The organism is Streptomyces alkaliterrae (assembly GCF_007097205.2).
Lineage (GTDB): Bacteria > Actinomycetota > Actinomycetes > Streptomycetales > Streptomycetaceae > Streptomyces > Streptomyces alkaliterrae.
On record NZ_VJYK02000087.1, the window covers coordinates 1 to 18,685 of the forward strand.

19 protein-coding genes are annotated in these 18,685 nt (G+C 73.2%); 9 read left to right on the forward strand and 10 right to left on the reverse strand.

What is annotated here, in order from left to right; all coding sequences use genetic code 11:
• The first annotated feature begins 14 nt into the window (after positions 1-14).
• Together FNX44_RS10850 and FNX44_RS10855 are read left to right on the forward strand one after the other, a co-directional pair.
• Complete coding sequence (locus FNX44_RS10850) at positions 15-566, forward strand: SigE family RNA polymerase sigma factor (RefSeq protein WP_143647849.1); 552 nt, start codon at positions 15-17, stop codon at positions 564-566.
• Complete coding sequence (locus tag FNX44_RS10855) at positions 563-907, forward strand: hypothetical protein (protein ID WP_143647833.1); 345 nt, start codon at positions 563-565, stop codon at positions 905-907. Before FNX44_RS10850 ends, FNX44_RS10855 begins: the two co-directional genes overlap by 4 nt.
• Positions 908-936: 29 nt before the next feature.
• On the opposite strand, the gene FNX44_RS10860 is transcribed toward FNX44_RS10855, so the two are convergent.
• Positions 937-1,887 carry a hypothetical protein gene (locus tag FNX44_RS10860; RefSeq protein ID WP_143647834.1) on the reverse strand — a complete coding sequence of 317 codons (951 nt, stop codon included), beginning with the start codon at positions 1,885-1,887 and terminating at the stop codon, positions 937-939.
• Positions 1,888-2,092: 205 nt separating this feature from the next.
• On the opposite strand from FNX44_RS10860, the gene FNX44_RS10865 reads away from it, so the two are divergent.
• The 4 genes from FNX44_RS10865 to FNX44_RS10880 all read left to right on the forward strand — a co-directional run bounded on the left by FNX44_RS10865 (position 2,093) and on the right by FNX44_RS10880 (position 6,112).
• Positions 2,093-2,935, forward strand: coding sequence for a TatD family hydrolase (locus tag FNX44_RS10865; protein ID WP_143647835.1), 843 nt, complete (start codon positions 2,093-2,095; stop codon positions 2,933-2,935).
• Positions 2,936-3,072: 137 nt separating this feature from the next.
• Entirely contained in the window at positions 3,073-4,254 is a 1,182-nt protein-coding gene (locus FNX44_RS10870; RefSeq protein WP_228449812.1) for a resuscitation-promoting factor, read from the forward strand.
• Complete coding sequence (gene rsmA / locus FNX44_RS10875; RefSeq protein WP_143647836.1) at positions 4,251-5,120, forward strand: 16S rRNA (adenine(1518)-N(6)/adenine(1519)-N(6))-dimethyltransferase RsmA; 870 nt, start codon at positions 4,251-4,253, stop codon at positions 5,118-5,120. The genes FNX44_RS10870 and rsmA overlap by 4 nt, the downstream gene beginning before the upstream one ends.
• Positions 5,121-5,182: 62 nt before the next feature.
• Positions 5,183-6,112: a 4-(cytidine 5'-diphospho)-2-C-methyl-D-erythritol kinase gene (locus FNX44_RS10880; RefSeq protein WP_143647837.1), complete on the forward strand. Its 930-nt coding sequence runs from the start codon at positions 5,183-5,185 to the stop codon at positions 6,110-6,112.
• 25 nt (positions 6,113-6,137) lie between these two features.
• Here FNX44_RS10880 and FNX44_RS10885 read toward each other — a convergent pair whose 3' ends face one another.
• Genes FNX44_RS10885 through FNX44_RS10895 form a run of 3 tightly spaced genes read right to left on the reverse strand, consistent with a single transcriptional unit; the run spans position 6,138 to position 9,069 of the window.
• Complete coding sequence (locus FNX44_RS10885; protein ID WP_143647838.1) at positions 6,138-7,124, reverse strand: ArsA family ATPase; 987 nt, start codon at positions 7,122-7,124, stop codon at positions 6,138-6,140.
• Positions 7,115-7,372, reverse strand: coding sequence for a cory-CC-star protein (locus FNX44_RS10890; protein WP_143647839.1), 258 nt, complete (start codon positions 7,370-7,372; stop codon positions 7,115-7,117). The genes FNX44_RS10885 and FNX44_RS10890 overlap by 10 nt, the downstream gene beginning before the upstream one ends.
• Positions 7,369-9,069 (reverse strand): carbon starvation CstA family protein, encoded by a 1,701-nt coding sequence (locus FNX44_RS10895; RefSeq protein WP_143647840.1) that lies wholly within the window; start codon positions 9,067-9,069, stop codon positions 7,369-7,371. Before FNX44_RS10895 ends, FNX44_RS10890 begins: the two co-directional genes overlap by 4 nt.
• A 547-nt stretch (positions 9,070-9,616) precedes the next feature.
• On the opposite strand from FNX44_RS10895, the gene FNX44_RS10900 reads away from it, so the two are divergent.
• Together FNX44_RS10900 and FNX44_RS10905 are read left to right on the forward strand one after the other, a co-directional pair.
• Positions 9,617-11,017: an acyltransferase family protein gene (locus FNX44_RS10900; protein ID WP_143647841.1), complete on the forward strand. Its 1,401-nt coding sequence runs from the start codon at positions 9,617-9,619 to the stop codon at positions 11,015-11,017.
• Positions 11,018-11,034: 17 nt separating this feature from the next.
• Positions 11,035-11,916, forward strand: coding sequence for an arylamine N-acetyltransferase family protein (locus tag FNX44_RS10905; protein WP_143647842.1), 882 nt, complete (start codon positions 11,035-11,037; stop codon positions 11,914-11,916).
• Between the two features lie 9 nt (positions 11,917-11,925).
• Here the strand turns inward: FNX44_RS10905 and FNX44_RS10910 are convergent, their stop codons facing one another.
• The 4 genes from FNX44_RS10910 to FNX44_RS10925 form a co-directional block, all read right to left on the reverse strand.
• The gene (locus FNX44_RS10910) at positions 11,926-13,068 is read right to left on the reverse strand and encodes a serine hydrolase domain-containing protein (RefSeq protein ID WP_143647843.1); all 1,143 of its coding nucleotides are present in this window, start codon (positions 13,066-13,068) and stop codon (positions 11,926-11,928) included.
• A gap of 112 nt (positions 13,069-13,180) precedes the next feature.
• A complete protein-coding gene (locus tag FNX44_RS10915) occupies positions 13,181-13,975 on the reverse strand; it encodes an energy-coupling factor ABC transporter ATP-binding protein (protein WP_143647844.1) in 795 nt (264 codons plus the stop codon).
• Positions 13,963-14,724 (reverse strand): cobalt ECF transporter T component CbiQ, encoded by a 762-nt coding sequence (gene cbiQ / locus FNX44_RS10920; RefSeq protein ID WP_143647845.1) that lies wholly within the window; start codon positions 14,722-14,724, stop codon positions 13,963-13,965. The genes FNX44_RS10915 and cbiQ overlap by 13 nt, the downstream gene beginning before the upstream one ends.
• Positions 14,721-15,845, reverse strand: coding sequence for an energy-coupling factor ABC transporter permease (locus tag FNX44_RS10925; RefSeq protein WP_143647846.1), 1,125 nt, complete (start codon positions 15,843-15,845; stop codon positions 14,721-14,723). The genes cbiQ and FNX44_RS10925 overlap by 4 nt, the downstream gene beginning before the upstream one ends.
• 259 nt (positions 15,846-16,104) lie before the next feature.
• On the opposite strand from FNX44_RS10925, the gene FNX44_RS10930 reads away from it, so the two are divergent.
• Complete coding sequence (locus tag FNX44_RS10930) at positions 16,105-16,512, forward strand: SsgA family sporulation/cell division regulator (RefSeq protein WP_143647847.1); 408 nt, start codon at positions 16,105-16,107, stop codon at positions 16,510-16,512.
• 60 nt (positions 16,513-16,572) lie between these two features.
• Here FNX44_RS10930 and FNX44_RS10935 read toward each other — a convergent pair whose 3' ends face one another.
• Together FNX44_RS10935 and FNX44_RS10940 are read right to left on the reverse strand one after the other, a co-directional pair.
• Entirely contained in the window at positions 16,573-17,493 is a 921-nt protein-coding gene (locus FNX44_RS10935) for a zf-HC2 domain-containing protein (RefSeq protein ID WP_143647848.1), read from the reverse strand.
• 234 nt (positions 17,494-17,727) lie between these two features.
• Complete coding sequence (locus FNX44_RS10940) at positions 17,728-18,459, reverse strand: ricin-type beta-trefoil lectin domain protein (protein WP_181356413.1); 732 nt, start codon at positions 18,457-18,459, stop codon at positions 17,728-17,730.
• Positions 18,460-18,685 lie beyond the last annotated feature (226 nt).

The window sequence follows — 18,685 nt, forward strand, 5'->3', positions numbered from 1 at the left end:
CGAAGCCCTTCCCCCTGGGCGCCCGTCCCCCCGCCGACGGCGAAGCGCTCGCCCGGCCCGTCAGCGACACCGACGAGCTCGAACGTGAGGCCAGTGTGGCCGCCCTGTTCAGACACCACTACTCCCCGATGCTCCGCCTCGCCGTCCTGCTCGGTGCCGACGACCCGGAGAACGTGGTGGCCGAGGCCTACTACCAGCTCTACCGGAAGTGGCGACGGGTGCGGGACACCGAGGCCGCGGAGGCCTACCTGCGCTCCACCGTGTGCAACCTGACCCGGATGCGCATCCGCCACCTGCAGGTGGCCCGGAAGCACACCGAGATCCCACCCGCCGACCTCGTGGCCTCCGCCGAGAGCACCGCGCTGCTCCACGACGACCAGCGCGCCCTCATCGAGGAGCTGCAACGCCTCCCGACCCGGCAACGCGAGGCACTTGTGCTGCGCCACTGGCTCGGCCTCAAGGAAAAGGAGATAGCCGCCGCGATGGGGATCTCACCCGGGTCCGTCAAGACGCACACCGCCCGCGGCATCACCGCCCTGACCCAGGCGATGGAGGCGCGACGATGAAGGACATCTCCCCAGACGAAGCCGCGGAGAGGGCACAGCGCAGGGAGGACGCGAGCAGAGCGCGGACCGAACTGGAACTGCACGCCGCGTTGGAGCGGCTGGCCGCCGGTGTGCATGCCGCTCCCGACGCCTACCGCACGGCCCGTAGCGACTGGTTGCGGCGGGAAAGGCGGCGACGGCTCGTCCTCACCGTGCTGATCGCTATCGTCTTCACCCTCGCCACGCTGATCGGCCTCTGGGTTCTCAACCAGGCCCCGTCCGGCTCCGGAACCATCTTCTCGGGTGTCCCGACGACCGCCACGGTGGGTACCGAAGGCGAGCTGCCGGTGTCCGGCCCCTGACAAGTCGCACACCCCGGTTCGGGGTGCCTTCAGCTCCCGAGGTGCCGGCTCTTGTCCTGCTGCTGCTCGAACTCCGTCAAGGCCCCTCCCGCCAAGCCCCACGGCCAGTCGGTGACCGTGCCCTTCAGCGCGTCGAAGACGGCTGTCGCCTCCCGTCCGCGCCCGGCCGCGCACAGCGCGTACGCCAGCGCGTTGAGATCGGCCATGGCGGCGGCGTGCCGAAGGTAGCCCGGTTTCGGCCACCGGGCCCCGGCCCTTCCCAGTACCTCGGGAGTGGACCCCTGACTCCACAGGTCGCGAGCCGTGATGGCGCGCAGACCGCCCTGCCGTACCAGGCCCTGGTACTGCTGGACCAGGGCGGTCAACTCGACCGCCGCGCAGGGTGCGTCGGCGGGGGCACGACTGCGGACCGCGTCGACAAAATCGAGGACCTGAAATCTTGAGCCGCCTTCTTCGGGAGACAGGTAGCCGAGCATCTGGTGGTAGGCCTCCCGGTGCCATCGGTCCCGGCCCGTCACCGCGCCCCAGATTCCGTTGACGTACGTGAATCCGTATCTCTCGATACGCGCCGCGGCCAACAGGACCACCCACGGCGACGGGTCCTCGGGTCGCAGATCCGCGGCTTTGTGGCAATGCGCCGTCAGTTGAGCGGGATCCTCCAGGCGCCGGGCACGCAGACCCTGCACCACCCGCACCCAGGAGTGGAACACCAGCGCGTCGGCGCTGTTCGGCTCGCGGCGCAGCCAGACGGCGGCGATGCCGTAGTCCGCGGTGACTCGCGCGAGTACGGAAAGGCGGTGACTGCGGCGGTCCCAGTCACCACCCGTCTTCTCCAGGAAGGCGGAAATCCGGGCCGCCTCCATCTCCAGCCCGCCCATCGGCCTGACTTTGAGTTTCCTCAGCAGTCGGCCGAGTTCCATGTCATCGAGTTCCGGGGCAAGACGGAGATGGCCGACGTCACGACTGGAGAACAGTGCCATAATCCGCAGCCTACGAAGGGGGATACGATATCGCAAGCATCAAGTACTTCTTTTTGTGGGCACGTTGGGCCCGACCATTCAGCGGCTCGCGTTTTCTGCGAATCGGCCCCCGGCTTTCCGCGGCCCCGGACCTCGAACCGGACGCCGAACTCCACAGCCGCCCTGGGCCCCACCCCTCCCCGCCACGCGTTCTAGGATCGACGGCATGGCTGACAACCGACGCGAGGCGCAGCCGGCGCCGCCGCTGCCGACCCCCCTGCCGGTGGCGGTCGCGGACTCGCACACCCATCTGGACATGCAGGACGGCAGCGTCGAGGAGGCGCTGGCCAAGGCCGCCTCGGTGGGTGTGACCACGGTCGTCCAGATCGGCTGCGACCTCGACCGGGCCCGCTGGGCGGTGAAGGTGGCCGCCGAGCACGAGGCGGTGTGGGCCGCCGTCGCGCTGCACCCCAACGAGGCCGCCAGGCTCGCCCTGGAGGAGGGCCCCGACGCGCTGGCCGCCGCGATCGACGGCATCGCGGAGCTGGCCGCGCTGCCGCAGGTCAAGGCCGTCGGCGAGACCGGCCTGGACTACTTCCGCACCGGCCCCGAGGGCGTCGACGCGCAGCAGGAGTCCTTCCGCCGGCACATCCGGCTCGCGAAGGAGCTGGACCGGGCGCTGGTGATCCACGACCGCGACGCGCACGGGGACGTGCTGCGGCTGCTGGCGGAGGAGGGCGCGCCCGAGCGCACCGTCTTCCACTGCTTCTCCGGCGACGCCGGGCTGGCCCGGCGCTGCGCCGAGCGCGGCTACTTCATGTCCTTCGCCGGGAACGTCACCTTCAAGAACGCCCAGCCGCTGCGGGACGCGCTGATCGCCGCGCCGCCGGAGCTGCTGCTGGTGGAGACCGACGCGCCGTTCCTCACTCCTTCGCCGTACCGCGGACGGCCCAACGCGCCGTATCTCGTTCCGGTGACACTGCGGGCGATGGCGGATACGAAGGGCATGCCGGTCGACGAGCTCGCGGCGCACGTCGCGGCCAACACCGCCCGCGCCTTCAGCTACTGACGCCGCCGACCGTGGGGCCGTGAGTCCGGCCCCGCACCCCACCCTCCGTCACTTTCCGTGTCGGAGTGATTTTGTGGCGTGACCGCCGCTCGGCTAGGGTCCCGGCCCGCAACGCCTTATGAGCGTCGGGAGTCTCGTTGAGCGCATCGCAGGGAACCCACCGGGCAGGACGGGGCGGCCGCCGGGCCGCCCAGCACGGCAGGCGCGCGGAGGCCGGGCCCGCCGAGCGGGACACGCTGCGCCGGCTGCTGCCGCAGACGCTGGTGCTGATGATGCTCGCCGGAGGGGCGTCGGCCTTCGTCACGCACGACAAGGTCGTCGAGCTGAGCGTGGACGGCGAGAGCCGCAGTGTGCGCACCTTCGCCGGCAGCGTCGCCGAACTGCTCGAGCGGGAGGGCGTCGAGGTCACCGGCCGGGACCTGGTCGCGCCCGCCCCGCACGAACGCCTCACCGACGGGGACACCGTCGCCGTCCGCTACGGCCGCCCGGTGACGCTCACCCTCGACGGCAGCCGGCGTCAGCTGTGGACGACGGCGCACACCGTCTCCGGCGCGCTCCGACAGCTCGGTGTGCGCGCCGAGGGCGCCCACCTGTCCGCCTCCCGCAGCCGCCGCATCGGGCTGCGCGGCATGGAGCTGTACGTGCGTACCGAGCGCAGCGTGTCGGTGCTCGCCGACGGCCGGGTACGGCAGCTGCGCACCAACGCGGCGACCGTGCGCGACGTACTCGACGACGCCGGGATCAGCCTCGGCGAGCAGGACGTGGTCTCGGTCCCGCTGAGCGACTTCCCACGCGACGGCCAGACGGTCTCGGTGCAGCGCGTCACCGCCGACACCAGGACCCGGGAGGAGACGATCCCGTTCCCCGTGGAGCGGATCCCCTCCGCCGAGCACCAGCAGGGCACCGAGGTCGTGCGGCAGCAGGGCGTGCCCGGGGTGCGCCGGGTGGTGTACGAGCAGCGCACGGTCGACGGCCGGGCGCTGCGGGCCCGCCGGGTGTCCGCGAAGGTGGTGCGCGAGCCGCGCGCCCAGGTCGTGCTCGTGGGCACCCGGCCGCAGCCCACCTCGGTCGGCGGCGCCGACCACCTCAACTGGGCTGCGCTCGCCCGCTGCGAGTCCGGCGGCCGACCGAACGCCGTCGACCCGTCGGGCAGCTACGGCGGCCTCTACCAGTTCGACGTGCGCACCTGGCAGTCCGTCGGCGGCTCCGGCCGGCCGCAGGACGCGAGCGCCGCCGAGCAGACGTACCGGGCGAAGCGGCTGTACGTGCAGCGGGGGGCGAGCCCGTGGCCGGTCTGCGGCCGTAAACTGCACCAGTGAGTACCGCCCCCGATCCCCTCCTCGGCCCGGCCGACGTCCGTCAGCTCGCCGCGACGCTGGGCGTACGGCCCACGAAGCAGCGCGGCCAGAACTTCGTGATCGACGCCAACACGGTCCGCCGCATCGTCCGGACCGCCGAGGTGCAACCCGACGACGTCGTGCTGGAGGTCGGACCCGGGCTCGGCTCGCTGACGCTGGCGCTGCTGGAGGCCGCCGAGGCGGTGACGGCCGTGGAGATCGACGACGTGCTCGCCGCCGCGCTGCCGGCGACGGTCGCGGCCCGGCTGCCCGACCGCGCCGACCGGTTCCGCCTGGTGCACTCGGACGCGCTGCGGGTCACCGAACTGCCCGGCCCGCAGCCGACCGCGCTGGTCGCCAACCTGCCGTACAACGTGGCCGTGCCGGTGCTGCTGCACCTGTTGGCGGTCTTCCCCGGCATCCAGCGGACGCTGGTCATGGTGCAGTCCGAGGTCGCCGACCGGCTCGCCGCCGCCCCCGGCTCCAAGGTGTACGGGGTGCCCTCGGTCAAGGCCAACTGGTACGCGGAGGTCAAGCGGGCCGGCGCGATCGGCCGCAACGTCTTCTGGCCGGCGCCGAACGTCGACTCCGGGCTGGTCTCCCTGGTCCGCCGGGAGCCGCCCAAGACGTCGGCCGGCCGCGAGGAGGTCTTCGCGGTCGTCGACGCCGCGTTCGCGCAGCGCCGCAAGACGCTGCGCGCCGCGCTCGCCGGCTGGGCCGGTTCGGCCGCCGCCGCCGAGGAGGCGCTGACGGCGGCCGGGATCTCGCCGCAGGCCCGCGGCGAGGCCCTGACCGTGACGGACTTCGCGGCCATCGCCGAACACCGCCCAGCCCGGTCCGGCTCCTGACCGACGCCTCCTGTCCCTACGCGAGTCCTGTCCCTACCAGCCCGACGAGGAACGTGTCCCGCATGACGTCAGCCCCGGCGACGCCCGCCGACCAGGTGACCGTACGTGTGCCCGCCAAGGTGAACGTCCAGCTCGCCGTGGGCCCGCCCCGCCCCGACGGCTTCCACGACCTCGCCAACGTCTTCCTCGCCGTCGGGCTGTACGACGAGATCACCGCCACCAGGGCGGAGGGAGCCGAGAGGCTGGAGCTGACGTGTTCCGGCCCGGACGCCTCGCTGGTGCCGCTGGACGACAGCAACCTCGCCGCCCGTGCGGCCACCCGCCTCGCCGCCCACCACAACCTGCGCCCGGATGTGCGCCTGCACATCAGCAAGGACATCCCCGTCGCCGGCGGCATGGCCGGTGGCAGCGCCGACGCGGCGGGCGCTCTGCTGGCCTGCGACGAACTCTGGGGCACCGCCACGCCGCGCGAGGAACTACTGGCGATCTGCGCGGAGTTGGGCTCGGACGTGCCGTTCCCGCTGGTCGGCGGCGCGGCCCTCGGCGAGGGCCGCGGCGAGCGGCTGACGCCGCTGCCGGTCGGCGGGACCTTCCACTGGGTGTTCGCGACCGCGGACGGCGGACTCGCCACCCCGGCGGTCTACCGCGAGTTCGACCGGCTCACCGGCGGCCGGGCGCCGGAGCCCGCGCCCTCGGCCCACCTGCTGGCCGCGCTCGCGGACGGCGACGTCACGGCGCTCGCCGCCACTCTCGCCAACGACCTCCAGCCCGCCGCGCTCTCACTGCGGCCGTCGCTGCGCGACACCCTGGACGCCGGAACCGGCGCCGGAGCGCTGGCCGCCCTGGTCTCCGGCTCCGGCCCCACGTGCGCCTTCCTCGCCGCCGACGCGGACGCCGCCGAGCTGATCGCCAAGGCGCTCGCCGCGTCCGGCACCTGCCGCACCGCCCGCGTCGCCGCCTCCCCGGCCCCGGGAGCCGAAGTCCTCCGCTGAGCACCCCGGCGGGGGCGACCGTGCCTCAGGAGGAGGGTCCGAGCAGGTCGGCCAGCGCGCCAAGTGCCTCGGCGCCGACCAGGTCCCCCGGCAGCAGCGGGACGTCGAGCAGCGGGACGCCCGGGAGTTGCCGCCGCAGCCGTGCAAGGTGCCCGTCCTCCTGCTCGCGGCGCCGGGCGAGCAGCGCCCCCGCGTCGGCCGGGGAACGGCGGTTGGCGACCAGCGCGGCCACGTCGACGCCGAGCCCGGCGAGCTTCTCGTACACCTCGGTGGTCTCGGCGATCGGCAGGACCTCGGCGGTCAGCACCAGCACGAACCCGCACCGCGCCGGGTCCGTCACCGCCTCGCGCAGCCGGGCGAAGCGGTCGCGCCGGCGGACGAGGACGCGGCGCAGTTCGGCGTCGCGGTCGGTCTCCTCCCGGCCGCCGCCGAGGCCGCGCACCGCGGCGCCGAACCGCTCGGACCGGTCGCGGTTGGCGAGCAGCGCCTCGGTCCAGGAGGTCAGCTGCTCGGGCAGTGCGAGCAGCCGCAGCGTGTGACCGGACGGCGCCGTGTCGAAGACGACCAGGTCGTAGGCCTCCTCCCCGAGCTCCACCGCCTCGGCGATCCGCTCCAGCACCGCCGACTCGTGGGTGCCGGGCGCCTGCCGGGCCAGCTCCAGGTGCCGGGCGGCCGGTTGGTGCATCCGCTCGGGGAGCAGCCGCCGCATGGTCGCGGCGACCGTGGACAGGTGCTGCTCGACCGTGCGCTCCGGGTCGATCTCCAGCCCGTCGACGTATCCCGCCGCCCCCGGGGCTGAATTCTCCGGTTCGGCGAGGCGGGTGGGTTCGTCGCCCACGGAGCAGTCCCAGAGGTGGCCGAGGTTGTGGGCCGGGTCGGTGGAGACCAGCAGCACGCGGCCGCCCGCCCTGGCACGGCCGAGGGCGAGCGCCGCGGCGACGGACGTCTTGCCGACCCCGCCCTTGCCGCCGACGAAGAGCACGCTCCGCGAGGCGATGAGTTCTAGCAGCATCCGACGTGCTCCAGTGGTGAGCGGTCCATGCCCATCCGGCGGTGCCAGGCGTGGAAGTCCTCGTAGAGGGCGGGCAGCAGCTCGGCGGTGTAGTACGCCGCCGGGTCGGGGACGCCCAGTGCCTCCGCGAGGACGACCATCCGGAACAGGTCGTCCTCCTCGCGCCGGGCACGGGCGAAGGTACGCCGGTAGGGACCGGCGTAGAACTCCTCCAACCCGGCCCGGAACGCGGCCCAACGGGAACTCACCCCTTCAGCCCGGCCTTCTCCGCCGCATCGGCGTCGAGGGCCTCCGGCGGCTCCTGTGCCGCCCGTCGCATCGCGACGAACGCCTCGAAGGCGACCCACACGGCGGCGACGATGATGACGCCGTCGATGGCCAGCAGCAGCCAGTCCTGGGCCGCGTAGAGATCGCCGAGCTGCGCGAGCGCGGCCCAGAACGCCATCACGAACACCACCGCGAGCGGCACGAGAGCGGGCAGCGGGTTGCGCCGCTTGCGGATCAGCATGACCGCGATGATGGACAGGGTCAGCGAGGCCAGCAGCTGGTTGCTGGTGCCGAACAGCGGCCAGATGCGGAGGCCGCCGGAACCGTCGGCGCCCTGGCTGAAGGTGAGTGCCATACCGGCGCCGACCGCGACGAGCGTGCCCACAACATTGTTGATCTTCAACTTCGCGACCTCGCCGGCCTCCTGGACGACAAAGCGCAGCAGGCGCACGCCGGTGTCCATGGTGGTGGCGGCGAACAGGATCGCCATGGTCGCCAGGACCGTCGAGCTCAGCGAGACCGGCAGGCCCAGACCGCTGTTGACGATCGCGCCACCGCCCGCGACGAACGCGCCGACTCCGCCCTCACCGAAGGCGGTGTAGACGGCCTCCCAGTCGGCCACGGTGCGGAAACCCGCGACGGCGGCGATGATCGCGCCGAGCGCCAGCAGCCCCTCGCCGACCGCCCCGAAGTAGCCGACGAAGCGGGCGTCGGTCTCCTTGTCGAGCTGCTTGGAGGTGGTGCCCGAGGAGACCATGCCGTGGAAACCGGAGATCGCGCCGCAGGCGATCGTGACGAACAGCAGCGGGAGGAGGTCCGGGGTACCCGCGGGCACGGCGTTGTTGATGGCCGGGGCGACGATCGTCGGGGCGCTCAGCATCACCGAGACGAACAGGATGCCGAGCCCGACGAAGAGCTGGACGCCGTTGATGTAGTCACGCGGCTGCAGAAGCACCCAGACCGGCAACAGGGAGGCTATGCCGGCGTAACCGAAGAGTGCGACGATCCAGAATGTCCCGGGGGACATGCCCAGGATCGGGTCGGGCAGCACCACCGGGACGGCGTCACCGAGGAGGATCAGACCGTAGAGCGCCGTGACACCGACCACGGTCACCACCGCGAGACTCATCTTGTAGCGGTAGACCGCCTGGCCGACCAGCAGCGCCACCGCGACCGCGCCCCAGGCGGGGATGACCGCCGAGGGGGTGGAGATCAGCAGGTTCTTGATGACCACGGCGAAGGCCGCGATCACCATCAGGAGGAGCAGGAAGATCACGACGAGGAAGAGCTTCGCGCCCCGGCCGCCGATGTAGCGGGCGGACAGCGTGCCCATCGAGCGGCCCTTGTTCCGCGCCGAGGCCCACAGGGCGCCCAGGTCGTGCATACCCGCGAAGAAGACCGTTCCGAGGGTGACCCACAGGAACGCGGGCACCCAGCCCCAGATCACGGCGACCGCGGGGCCGACGATCGGCGCGGCCCCCGCGACCGAGGTGAAGTGGTGACCCCACAGTACGAACTTGTTGGTCGGGACGTAGTCCACGCCGTCGTTCAGCTCGTGCGCGGGCGTCCTGAAGGACGCGTCGAGCTTGTAGACGCGGTTGCCCAGGAACTTCGAGTAAAGGACGTATCCGGCCGCGAATATCGCGAGGCCGATCAGAAGCAGCGGAAGTGCGTTCATGCGGGGGACCCCTCGGGGTTCTGGGAGACAGGGCCGCCGCCCGGTGCGGGACGTGCATCCGGCGGACGGCGCGGGCGGTGGAGCGGATGGCTCTCCTCAGGCGAGGAAGGCCGGTGACCGGGCCGGGGAAACGGGGCTGACACCCGGTCCTCGCTCAGCGGCGTAATCCGAACACGCCGTGCCTCGGCGGGAGAGCGAAGCCGTCGTCCGCCGGACGGACCCTGGTTCCGTACCCACCGTGTGCCACAGCTGTGCCCCTCGCCTCCTGCCCGGGTACCGCGAGCCGGCCGCTCGGCGGTCTGCTCAAGAGTTGCCGAGATCCCGGTTCGGTTGACAGCGAATTTCTCCTCGCCCGGGACTGCGGGGCGACGACGGGCCTCCGTCCCGCCCGAGCGGACAGCGGCGCCGCTCGCCGCCGTGCCGCGGTCGCTGTCGCCGCCGTGCCGCTGTCGCCGTCGCCGTCGCCGTCGCCGTCGCACGGTACTCAGGAGTGTTCTGAGTACCCGCGCGGATATCGGCGCCGGCCGTCAGCCGGGAGGCTGACCGTATGACGATCACGCCCCCACCGACCACCGCCGCCGAGCTGGCGGCCGCGACGCCCCGGGACCGGGAGCGCTTTGTGGACCTCCTGCGGGTGGCGTCCCTCGGCACGGTTGTCCTCGGCCACTGGCTGATGGCCGCCGTCGGTACGGGACCGGGCGGCGACCCGGAGGTGGGGAACCTCCTCGCGGTGCTGCCGGCCCTGCAGCCGCTCACCTGGCTGCTGCAGGTGATGCCGGTGTTCTTCCTGGTCGGCGGGTTCTCCCACGCGCTCTCCTACCGTTCGCTGCGCCGCCGCGCCGGGGACGCCTCGCCGTACCCGGCCTTCCTGCGGGCCAGGTTGCAGCGGCTGCTGCGGCCGACGGCGGCGTTTGTCGTGGTGTGGACGGCCGGCGCGCTGCTGGTCCAGTCGCTCACCTCGCCGGGGCCGTTGACGGCGGCGACGTTCCGTCTGGTGACCCAGCCGCTGTGGTTCGTCGGGATCTATCTGGCGATGGTCGCGCTGACCCCGCCGCTGCTGCGGGCCCACGAACGCTGGGGCTGGGGCGCCTTCGGCGCGCTGGTGGGCGCGGCGGTCGCGGTGGACGTGGCGCGCTTCGGTCCGGGGCTGCCGTACGTGGAGTTCCTGAACTTCGCCTTCGTCTGGCTGGCCGTGCACCAGCTCGGCTTCCTGCGCGCGGACGGCCGACTGCGGCTGCCGGGCGTTCCGGCCGCGCTGGCGGTCGGCGGGCTGGTGTCGGCGGCGCTGCTGGTGTGGCTGGGGCCCTACCCGCTGTCGATGGTCGGCATGCCCGGGGAGAAGGTCAGCAACATGGCACCTCCCACACTGGCGTTGCTCTGCCACGCGCTGTGGCTGGTGGGCGCGGTGGAGGCGCTGCGCGTCCCGGCGTCGCGACTGCTCGACCGGCCCCGGGTGTGGCGGCTGGTGGTCGCGGCGAACGGCGTCGCCATGACCGCCTTCCTGTGGCATCTGACGGCCATGCTCGGCGTCTACGGCGGGCTGCTGGCGCTGGGCGTCGGGCTTCCGGAGCCGGCCACGGCCGCCTGGTGGGCGCAGCTGCCGCTGCGCCTGATGGCCGCCGCGCTGCTCACCGCCCTGCTCGTCGCCGCCTTCCGCCTCTTCGAACTGCCTTCCCTCCAGCGCCCGTTCACTCCCCCGGCGACCGGCGGCCCGCCACTGGCGGCGCTCGGTGTGAGCGCCGCGCTGCTGGGGGTGCTCGGACTGTCGATGGTGGGGCTCGGCGGGCTGTTCGAGGGCCGTTCCGCGGTGCTGGTGGCGGTACCGATGACGGCACCGGTGGCGATCGGTCTGGTGCTGGCGGGCTGGCTGCTGGTGGAGCGCGCGGGCCGCGGTTCCGCCGCGGCGTCGCGGCTCCCCGCGACGGACGTTGACCTCAAGGTAACTTGAGGTCCTATGTTGCCCTCATGACCACCACCTGGGATTCCGAAGAGCTCGACCTCAATGCCTATCTGGACCGCGTCGGTTACACCGGGGAGCGCACCGCCTCCACCGCCGCCCTCCACGAGCTGCACCGCCGCCATGTGACGACCATCCCGTTCGAGAACCTGGAGATCCAGCTCGGCCGGCCGATCACGCTCGATCTGCCGAGCCTGCAACGCAAGCTCGTCCAGAGGCGGCGCGGCGGCTACTGCTTCGAGCACGTCACCCTGTTCGCGGCCGTGCTCCAGCGGTTCGGCTTCGGGGTCGAGGCACTCGTCAGCCGGGTCCGGTACGGCCAGCCGGCCGGTGCGGTGCTCCCGGAGACCCACGCGCTGCTGCGCGTCACCGTGCCGGGCACCGGGAAGAGCTGGCTGTGCGACGTCGGCTTCGGCTTCACCGCGCTGGCCCCCGCCGAGTTCGTCGACGGCGCGGAGGTGTCGGCCGGCGGCTGGCACTTCAGGCTGGTCCGCGAGGGGCGGTACTGGCTGTGGCAGGAGCTCGCCGGCGGCAAGGTACGGGACGCGCACATCACCGCCGACCTGCCGCGCCACCCGGTGGACTACCAGGTCAACAGCCACTACGTGTCGACCTGGCCGCGCTCGCCGTTTGTCACCCGTCCCTACGCGCAGCGGCTCGGCGACGGCGTGCGGTACCAGCTCGACGGTCTTGAGCTGCGGACGATCCGGCCCGGCGAGCCGGAGGAGGCCCGCCACCTCACCCCGGAGGAGCTGCCGGAGGTCCTGGACACACTCTTCGACATCCGGCTGGAGGCCCCGGACCGCGCCGCGCTGATCACCCGTGCCGCCCAGCTCGCGGAGCCGGACGACTCCCGGGCGGCCGGCGCGCCGCGGCGCGCCGCCGCCTGAGCCGGAGGGTCACAGGCAGCCGCGCACCGCCCGGACCAGGGCCTGCGCCCGGGGGTCGGAGGTGACGGACTTCTGGAGTCCGCTGGTCACGTAGCCGAAGCCGACCCCCGCCTCCGGATCGGCGAACGCCAGCGAGCCGCCGCGCCCCGGATGTCCGAAGGACCCCGGGCCCAGCATCGGCGACGAGGGCGAGTGCAGCATGTAGCCCAGCCCGAACCTCGTCGGCACCACCAGCACCCGGTCGGGCCCGGCCGACTCCTCGGAGCGGGCGGCCGTCAGCGTCGCCGGCACGTACAGCCGCACCCCGTCCACCTCGCCGATCAGCGCGGCGTAGAAGCGGGCCAGTGCGCGAGCGGTAGCGATGCCGCCGGAGGCGGGCAGTCCGGCGGCCCGGTAGTCGGGCGCGTTCTCGTCCGGGGCCGGGTCGATCGCCGAGAACGCCCGGCGGGTGAGCGAGGCGGGGTCGCGGTAGGCCCCCGCCACCTCGGGCTTCACCCGTACCCGCAGGCCCTGCCCGGCCGGCGGCTCGGGCGCCGCCACCTCGGCGAGCGGCCCCACCCGGTGCGCCTGCTCCGGCGGCAGCCCCAGCCACAGGTCGAGCCCGAGCGGCGCGGCGACCTCGTCGGCGAACCACTCGCCGAGCCGCTGCCCGGTGATCCGGCGCACCAGCTCGTCGAGCAGCCAGCCGAAGGTCATGGCGTGGTAGCCGTGCGCGGTGCCGGGCTCCCAGGCGGGTGCCTGCGCGGCGAGCGCGGCGGGCCCGCTGACGCCGTCGAGCGCCTGCGCCGGGCTGAGCGGCACGTCCAGCGCGGGCAGCCCGGCGCGGTGGGTGAGCAGGTGCCTCACCAGGACGCGTTCCTTGCCGGCCGCCTTGAACTCCGGCCAGTAGGTGCCGACCGGCGCATCGAGATCGAGGACGCCGCGCTGCTGCAGCAGGTGGAGCACGGCCGCCGCCGGGCCCTTGGTGGCCGAGCGGACGATCTGCGCGCTGTCCCGCCGCCAGTCCGTGCCGCCCCACAGGTCGACCACCGGTCGGCCGTCGCGGTAGACCGTGACGGCCGCGCCGCGGTCCCCGCGCCGGGTGAAGTTCTCCACGAAGGCGTCCCGGACCGGCTCGAAGCCGTCCGCCACCGTGCCCTGGACGTCCACCACGAGCCCCGTACCCCTTGTTCCGCTTGTCGTTCCGGCTGTTCGTTCCCGCTGTGCGCCCGCTGGTCGCGCCGGCGCTGCGCGCCGGCGGTGCGGACGCCGCCCCTCCATGGTGCTACGGACGCGGCAACGGAACGGAACGGGGGTCGAATCCGTACGGGAGTTCCAGTCGGTGGCGGCGCAGCAGCGGCTCGTCGGAGAGCAGTTCGACGGTCGGCCCGTCGGCCGCCACCACGCCCTCGCTGAGGATCACCGAGCGCGGGCACAGCTCCAGCGCGTACGGCAGGTCGTGGGTGACCATCAGCACCGTCGTGCCGAGCCCGCGGAGGATGTCGGCCAGCTCGCGGCGGGCGCTCGGGTCGAGGTTGGACGAGGGCTCGTCGAGTACCAGGATCTCCGGGCGGGAGGCGAGCACGGTCGCGACGGCCACCCGGCGGCGCTGCCCGTAGGAGAGGTGGTGCGGCGGCCGCTCGGCGCAGTCCGCGAGCCCGACCAGCTCCAGCGCCTCGCCGACCCGTTCCTCCAGGGCGGGGCCGCGCAGCCCCGCGGCGGCCGGGCCGAACGCGACGTCCTCCCGCACAGTCGGCATGAAGAGCTGGTCGTCCGGGTCCTGGAAGACCAGACCCACCCGGCGGCGGATCTCCGCCAGGTTCTCCCTGGCCACCGGCAGTCCGCCGACCACCACCCGGCCGGCGCCGGCGGTGAGGATGCCGTTGAGGTGCAGCACGAGCGTGGTCTTGCCGGCGCCGTTCGGGCCGAGCACGGCCACCCGCTCCCCCGGCTGAACGGTCAGGTCCACGCCGAACAGCGCCTGGTGGCCGTCCGGGTAGGCGTAGGCGAGGCCGGAGACCTCCAGCGAGGGGTGGCTTCCCGGCAGGTCGGGAGTGGGTGTGCGCGTCACAGCAGCCATCCCAGCAGACAGAGCACCAGCGCCGCCAACGGCAGCGTCGCCGCGCCCGCCCACTGGGCGGTGCTCGCCGTCAGCCGGTCGATCACCGGCATCGTGCCGGTGTAACCCCGGCTGAGCATCGCCAGATGCACCCGCTCACCCCGCTCGTAGGACCGCACGAACAGCGCGCCGGCCGATTTCGCCAGTACCGCCCACTGCCGCGGCCCGCGCGCGGTGAACCCGCGCGACGCCCGGGCGATCCGCATCCGCCGCAGCTCGTCGGCGATCACGTCCAGGTAGCGGATCATGAAGGCCGCAATCTGCACCAGCACCGGCGGCAGCCCGAGCCGTTCGAGCCCCAGCAGCAGCTCCCTGATCTCGGTCGTCGCCGCGAGCAGCACCGAGGCGGCCACCCCCAGCGTGCCCTTGGCCAGCACGTTCCACGCCGCCCACAGCCCCGACTCGCTCAGCGACAGCCCCAGCCACTCCACCCGCGGCCCCTCCGCCACAAACGGCAGCAGCACGGCGAACGCCACGAACGGCACCTCGATCAGCATCCGGCGCAGCCAGAACCCCGGCGGCACCCGGGCCACCACCGCGACCGCGGCGAGCAGCAGCGCGTAGCCGCCGAACGCCCACATCGCCGCCCGGGGCGTCGCGACCACCAGCAGCACGAACGCGAGCACCGCGAGGATCTTGCAGTGCGCGGGCAGCCGGTGCACCGGCGAGGCGCCGTGCCGGTAGAGCTTGTGGGTGTGGCCGGTACTCATCCGGCGTCCGCCCCGGATGAGGTGCCGCCGACCGCCGTGGCGGGCGGCCCGGTCCGGTTGCGGCGGCGGACCAGCAGCAGCACGCCCGTGCCGACGGCCAGCGTGACGCCGACCCCGAGCACTCCCGCGGTGCCGCCGGAGAGCAGCCCGTTGTCCACGTCCCGCAGTTCGTAGTCGGCGAGCGGCGAGTCGGCCAGGTCGTGCTCGCGTTCCCGCTCCATGATCCCGTGGTCGGTCGACACCCGCTCCAGACCGTCCAGCTCCTGCGAAGCGTAGAAGCTCAGCACGCCCGCGCAGAGCAGCGAAGCGGCGAGCCCGGCGATCCACACCGGACGCACGGACCGCCGCCCGGGCGCGGCGCCTGTCGGCGGGGCGGGGGTGGTCGGCGACGTGGGCGCGTGGGTGGCGGCTGTGTCCGCCGGGGCGGCCTTCGCACCCGCGTCGCCCGACGCGGTACGCAGGACCAGCGGGCGGCGCAGGTCGCGCGCGCCGTGCACCAGGTCGGGGCGGACGGCCAGCACCGCGCCGACCGTCATCGCCGTGATCGCCGCCTCGCCCAGCCCGATCGCCGTGTGCACGCCGACCATCGCGGCCAGCACCCGCCCCAACGGCACGTCGGCGGTGCCGCCGATCGCGAAGAGCCCGGTGAAGGCGACCGCCGCCGCCGGCACCGACACCAGCGCGGCGACAAACGCCGCGACACCCACCGAACTACGCCTGCGCGGAAGGGTTTTTGTTAGAAGTCGGAAGAGCGGGTACGCGACAAGGACCGCCACCACACCGAGGAGGGTGATGTTGACTCCCAGCGCGGTGAGTCCACCGTCGGCGAACAACAGCGCCTGTATCAGCAGCACCACGGACAGACACAGCACTGCGGTGTAGGGGCCGACGAGGATCGCCGCGAGCGCGCCCCCCATGAGGTGCCCGCTGGTACCGGCCCCCACCGGAAAGTTGATCATCTGTACAGCGAAGACAAAGGCCGCGACGAGTCCGGCGAGCGGCGTGAGACGGTCGTCCAGTTCCCGCCTGGCCCCGCGCAGCGACACGGCGACAGCGCCCGCCGCGACCGCGCCGGCCGCGAGAGACACGGGTGCGTCGAAGAAACCGTCAGGCACATGCATGGCAGGTTCCGCTTCCTCTCCGTCGGACGACCTCTCCGGCCCCGACGGCCGGAACGCCGTCGACGGCTCGGCGTCGACGGTCGGGACCGCACCTTGGTACCCGGTCCCGCGCCGATGACACAACCGTGTCTCACAGCCGGACCGCCGCCGACGCCCTCACCCCGGCGGGTGAGGCACCTCACACAGCGGTAAGGCTAACCCCGGCCGCCGCTGACCGTCTTCGAACAAGGAACGGGGACACGCAGGAGGAGCAGTAGCCATGCCCAACACGATCACCCACCGCGTGCGTGCCCAGATCGTCGCCGACGCCTCCCAGCCGTTCACGGCCCGACTGCGCTACGACGCCGCCGACCCGCACGCCGTCCGCGCCGTCTTCCCCGCCGGTATCTCCCTCGACGGCACCGAGACGACCTGGGCCTTCGCACGCGACCTGCTCACAGACGGCCGTCTGGCACCGGCCGGTGCCGGCGCGGTACGGGTCTGGCCGGGCGCACCCGGCGAGGTGATGCTGGAACTCGGCGCGCCCGAAGGCGTGGCCATCGTCGCCCTGGACGCGGCCGACGTCGCCGCCTTCGTCGAGGCGGCGCACGCCGTGGTGCCGCCGGGCGAGGAGCTCGGACGCCTGGACTTCGACGAGGCCCTGGCCGGCCTGCTCCGCAACGCCTGAAACGCCTGACCCACCGGGCAGCAGCGCTGGGAGCGCGGACTCCGTACCCCGGCGACCCCGCTACCCGAACGCCCTGGCCGCGAACCGCCGGACCACTCTCAGGGGTGTACGCGCACTGCCCGCGTTGACCTCCGGGTCCTCGCGCACCGCGAGCGCCGCGTCCGCCAGCTCCACCAGCTGCTCCGGCGCGTCCACGACGTAGAGCCAGAGCAGCGCGGGCCCCAGCAGACGTGGCCAGTGCTCGTCCACGCGCGCAAGGCGGTCCCAGTGGGTGAGGCAGTCGGCGCAGTCCGCGAGGTGCCGCCGGAACTCCCAGTCGTCCTCCTCGCTCACGGCGCCCCGCACGTGCGCCGGCATGCGGTGGCGACGCTCGGCGCACTCCGGCGACGGCGCGCCCTCCCCCGGCTGGGACAGCAGATAACCGCTGCGCGCGTTCTCCCGCGCCCGCCGCAGCAGCGCCGCGACCACATGGTGGTTGCTCTCCAGCAGTCGGGCGACGGCGGCGACCGGCAGTTCCTCGGCCTCCGCGAGCCACAGCGCCGCCAGCTGTCGCCGCGGCAGCTCCGCCAACACCCGAACGGCCCGGCGGATCCGCCCCGGGGACATCGGGTGCCGCGCCGGGTGAGCGGAACCGCGCCCGGCGGCGACCGGGCGCCGGACGGCGTCCGCCAGCCGCTCGGGCAGCGAGTCGAGCGCCGCGGCCGACAGCGTCTCCCGCCACACCCGGAACACCGCCTCGACCACCAGCTCCTCCGCACGGTCGACCGCCGCGCCGCCGCCCGTCCCGTGCCCGGCCGCATCGCCCGTCCCATGCCCGGCCACGTCGCCCGTCCCGTGCCCGGCCGCGTCACCGGTGGCCGACTCGGCCGTCAGGTGTCGCTCGGCGAGCGCGAGCAGTCCGCCGCGCTCGCGCCTGACGACCTCGGCGTACCGCTCGGCGCCAAGCGTCCGAGACGCCGACGTGTCACGGGCTTCCGGCATGGAGGATCCACCTCTGCGGTGTCTGCTGCGTGGGATGTCTGATGCCGCGGGCCGCCCCGGCGGCCCGACGCTCTCACCACCCGATCGGCGTCCGGCATACAAGAATCATATGGGCGATATGCCCGATATGCCCCGACGGGACGCCATTCTGTGCCACAGCTCACCGCCACCGCTACCGCCGTCCCCCGCGCCGAGGACGCGGGGGGACGGCGGCGCGGGGGACGGCGGCGTACCTCACACGCTCATCGCCGAGCCCCGCCACTGCTGCGCGGGGTTGTTCGCGTCACAGTCCCAGATCACCAGCGGGGTGTCCCGGTTCGAGCCGTTGTTCAGCGGGGCGAGGCAACGCTGGGAGTGCAGACTCCGCAGCAGCCCGTTCGGCAGCCGTTCCCACCGCTGGTTGCCGCCCTCGTGGCACTTGTTGAGACCGATCCTGGTCCCGTTCTCCGTCCTGGCGAACTGCACGTCCATGCAGCGGTCCAACGCCCTGATCGTCCCGTCCGGGTGCAGCTTCCACGCCTGCGCCACGGTGCCGTTGCAGTCGTAGAGCTGGATCGGGGTGCCCTCCTTGGTCTTGGCGCCCTTCACGTCCACGCACCGGCTGGACGCCGTACCCACGATCTGCCCGGTCCCCGGCGCCGGGCGGGTGCAGGTGATCTTCACCCAGACCTCGTAGAAGGTGCTGTTGATCGGCCTCGCCACGGGCCCGGCGGTACGACGACAGGTGTACGCCGGATAGCCGGCCTGCGCCGCCAAGCCGTAGGCCCCGTTCCAGGCGGCTTCCACGGCGATGTTGTACGGGCCGTGGCCGATGCCGGTGAAGTCCTGCGTGGTGGCGGAGGCGCCGACCGACGCCGGCTCCGAGTCGGGCGCGGCGGGCGCCGCGGGCGCCGCCACGGCCGTGGCCGGCAACAGCAGGGTCGCGGCTAACGCCAGCGCCACGGTGACCAGACGGGACAACTTCACGGTTCTTCCCCTCACTTCGAGCCGAACAAGTCGGCGGAGTCGAGCACGGCCGGGCGGCCGCACGCGGAAGACGTGCGAAATCCGTACAGGAGCACACCGATCAGGTCAGTCGCCGCAGAAGCGGAACCGACCGACCAGAGCACGCAGATGCTATCCACGCACCCCTGTCCCACAACCCACCGAATTCGGCCGACTCACCGCCCACGACCGAAATACACCCCCACCC

What these genes read in the sequence shown, in the direction of transcription:
- FNX44_RS10935 (WP_143647848.1), bottom strand. Translation starts at nt 17,493, where the DNA reads ATGCCGGAAGCCCGTGACACGTCGGCGTCTCGGACGCTTGGCGCCGAG.
- FNX44_RS10930 (WP_143647847.1), top strand. Translation starts at nt 16,105, where the DNA reads ATGCCCAACACGATCACCCACCGCGTGCGTGCCCAGATCGTCGCCGAC.
- cbiQ (WP_143647845.1), bottom strand. Translation starts at nt 14,724, where the DNA reads ATGAGTACCGGCCACACCCACAAGCTCTACCGGCACGGCGCCTCGCCG.
- FNX44_RS10895 (WP_143647840.1), bottom strand. Translation starts at nt 9,069, where the DNA reads ATGAACGCACTTCCGCTGCTTCTGATCGGCCTCGCGATATTCGCGGCC.
- FNX44_RS10885 (WP_143647838.1), bottom strand. Translation starts at nt 7,124, where the DNA reads ATGCTGCTAGAACTCATCGCCTCGCGGAGCGTGCTCTTCGTCGGCGGC.
- FNX44_RS10860 (WP_143647834.1), bottom strand. Translation starts at nt 1,887, where the DNA reads ATGGCACTGTTCTCCAGTCGTGACGTCGGCCATCTCCGTCTTGCCCCG.
- FNX44_RS10925 (WP_143647846.1), bottom strand. Translation starts at nt 15,845, where the DNA reads ATGCATGTGCCTGACGGTTTCTTCGACGCACCCGTGTCTCTCGCGGCC.
- FNX44_RS10905 (WP_143647842.1), top strand. Translation starts at nt 11,035, where the DNA reads ATGACCACCACCTGGGATTCCGAAGAGCTCGACCTCAATGCCTATCTG.
- FNX44_RS10855 (WP_143647833.1), top strand. Translation starts at nt 563, where the DNA reads ATGAAGGACATCTCCCCAGACGAAGCCGCGGAGAGGGCACAGCGCAGG.
- FNX44_RS10900 (WP_143647841.1), top strand. Translation starts at nt 9,617, where the DNA reads ATGACGATCACGCCCCCACCGACCACCGCCGCCGAGCTGGCGGCCGCG.
- FNX44_RS10880 (WP_143647837.1), top strand. Translation starts at nt 5,183, where the DNA reads ATGACGTCAGCCCCGGCGACGCCCGCCGACCAGGTGACCGTACGTGTG.
- FNX44_RS10865 (WP_143647835.1), top strand. Translation starts at nt 2,093, where the DNA reads ATGGCTGACAACCGACGCGAGGCGCAGCCGGCGCCGCCGCTGCCGACC.
- FNX44_RS10915 (WP_143647844.1), bottom strand. Translation starts at nt 13,975, where the DNA reads ATGGCTGCTGTGACGCGCACACCCACTCCCGACCTGCCGGGAAGCCAC.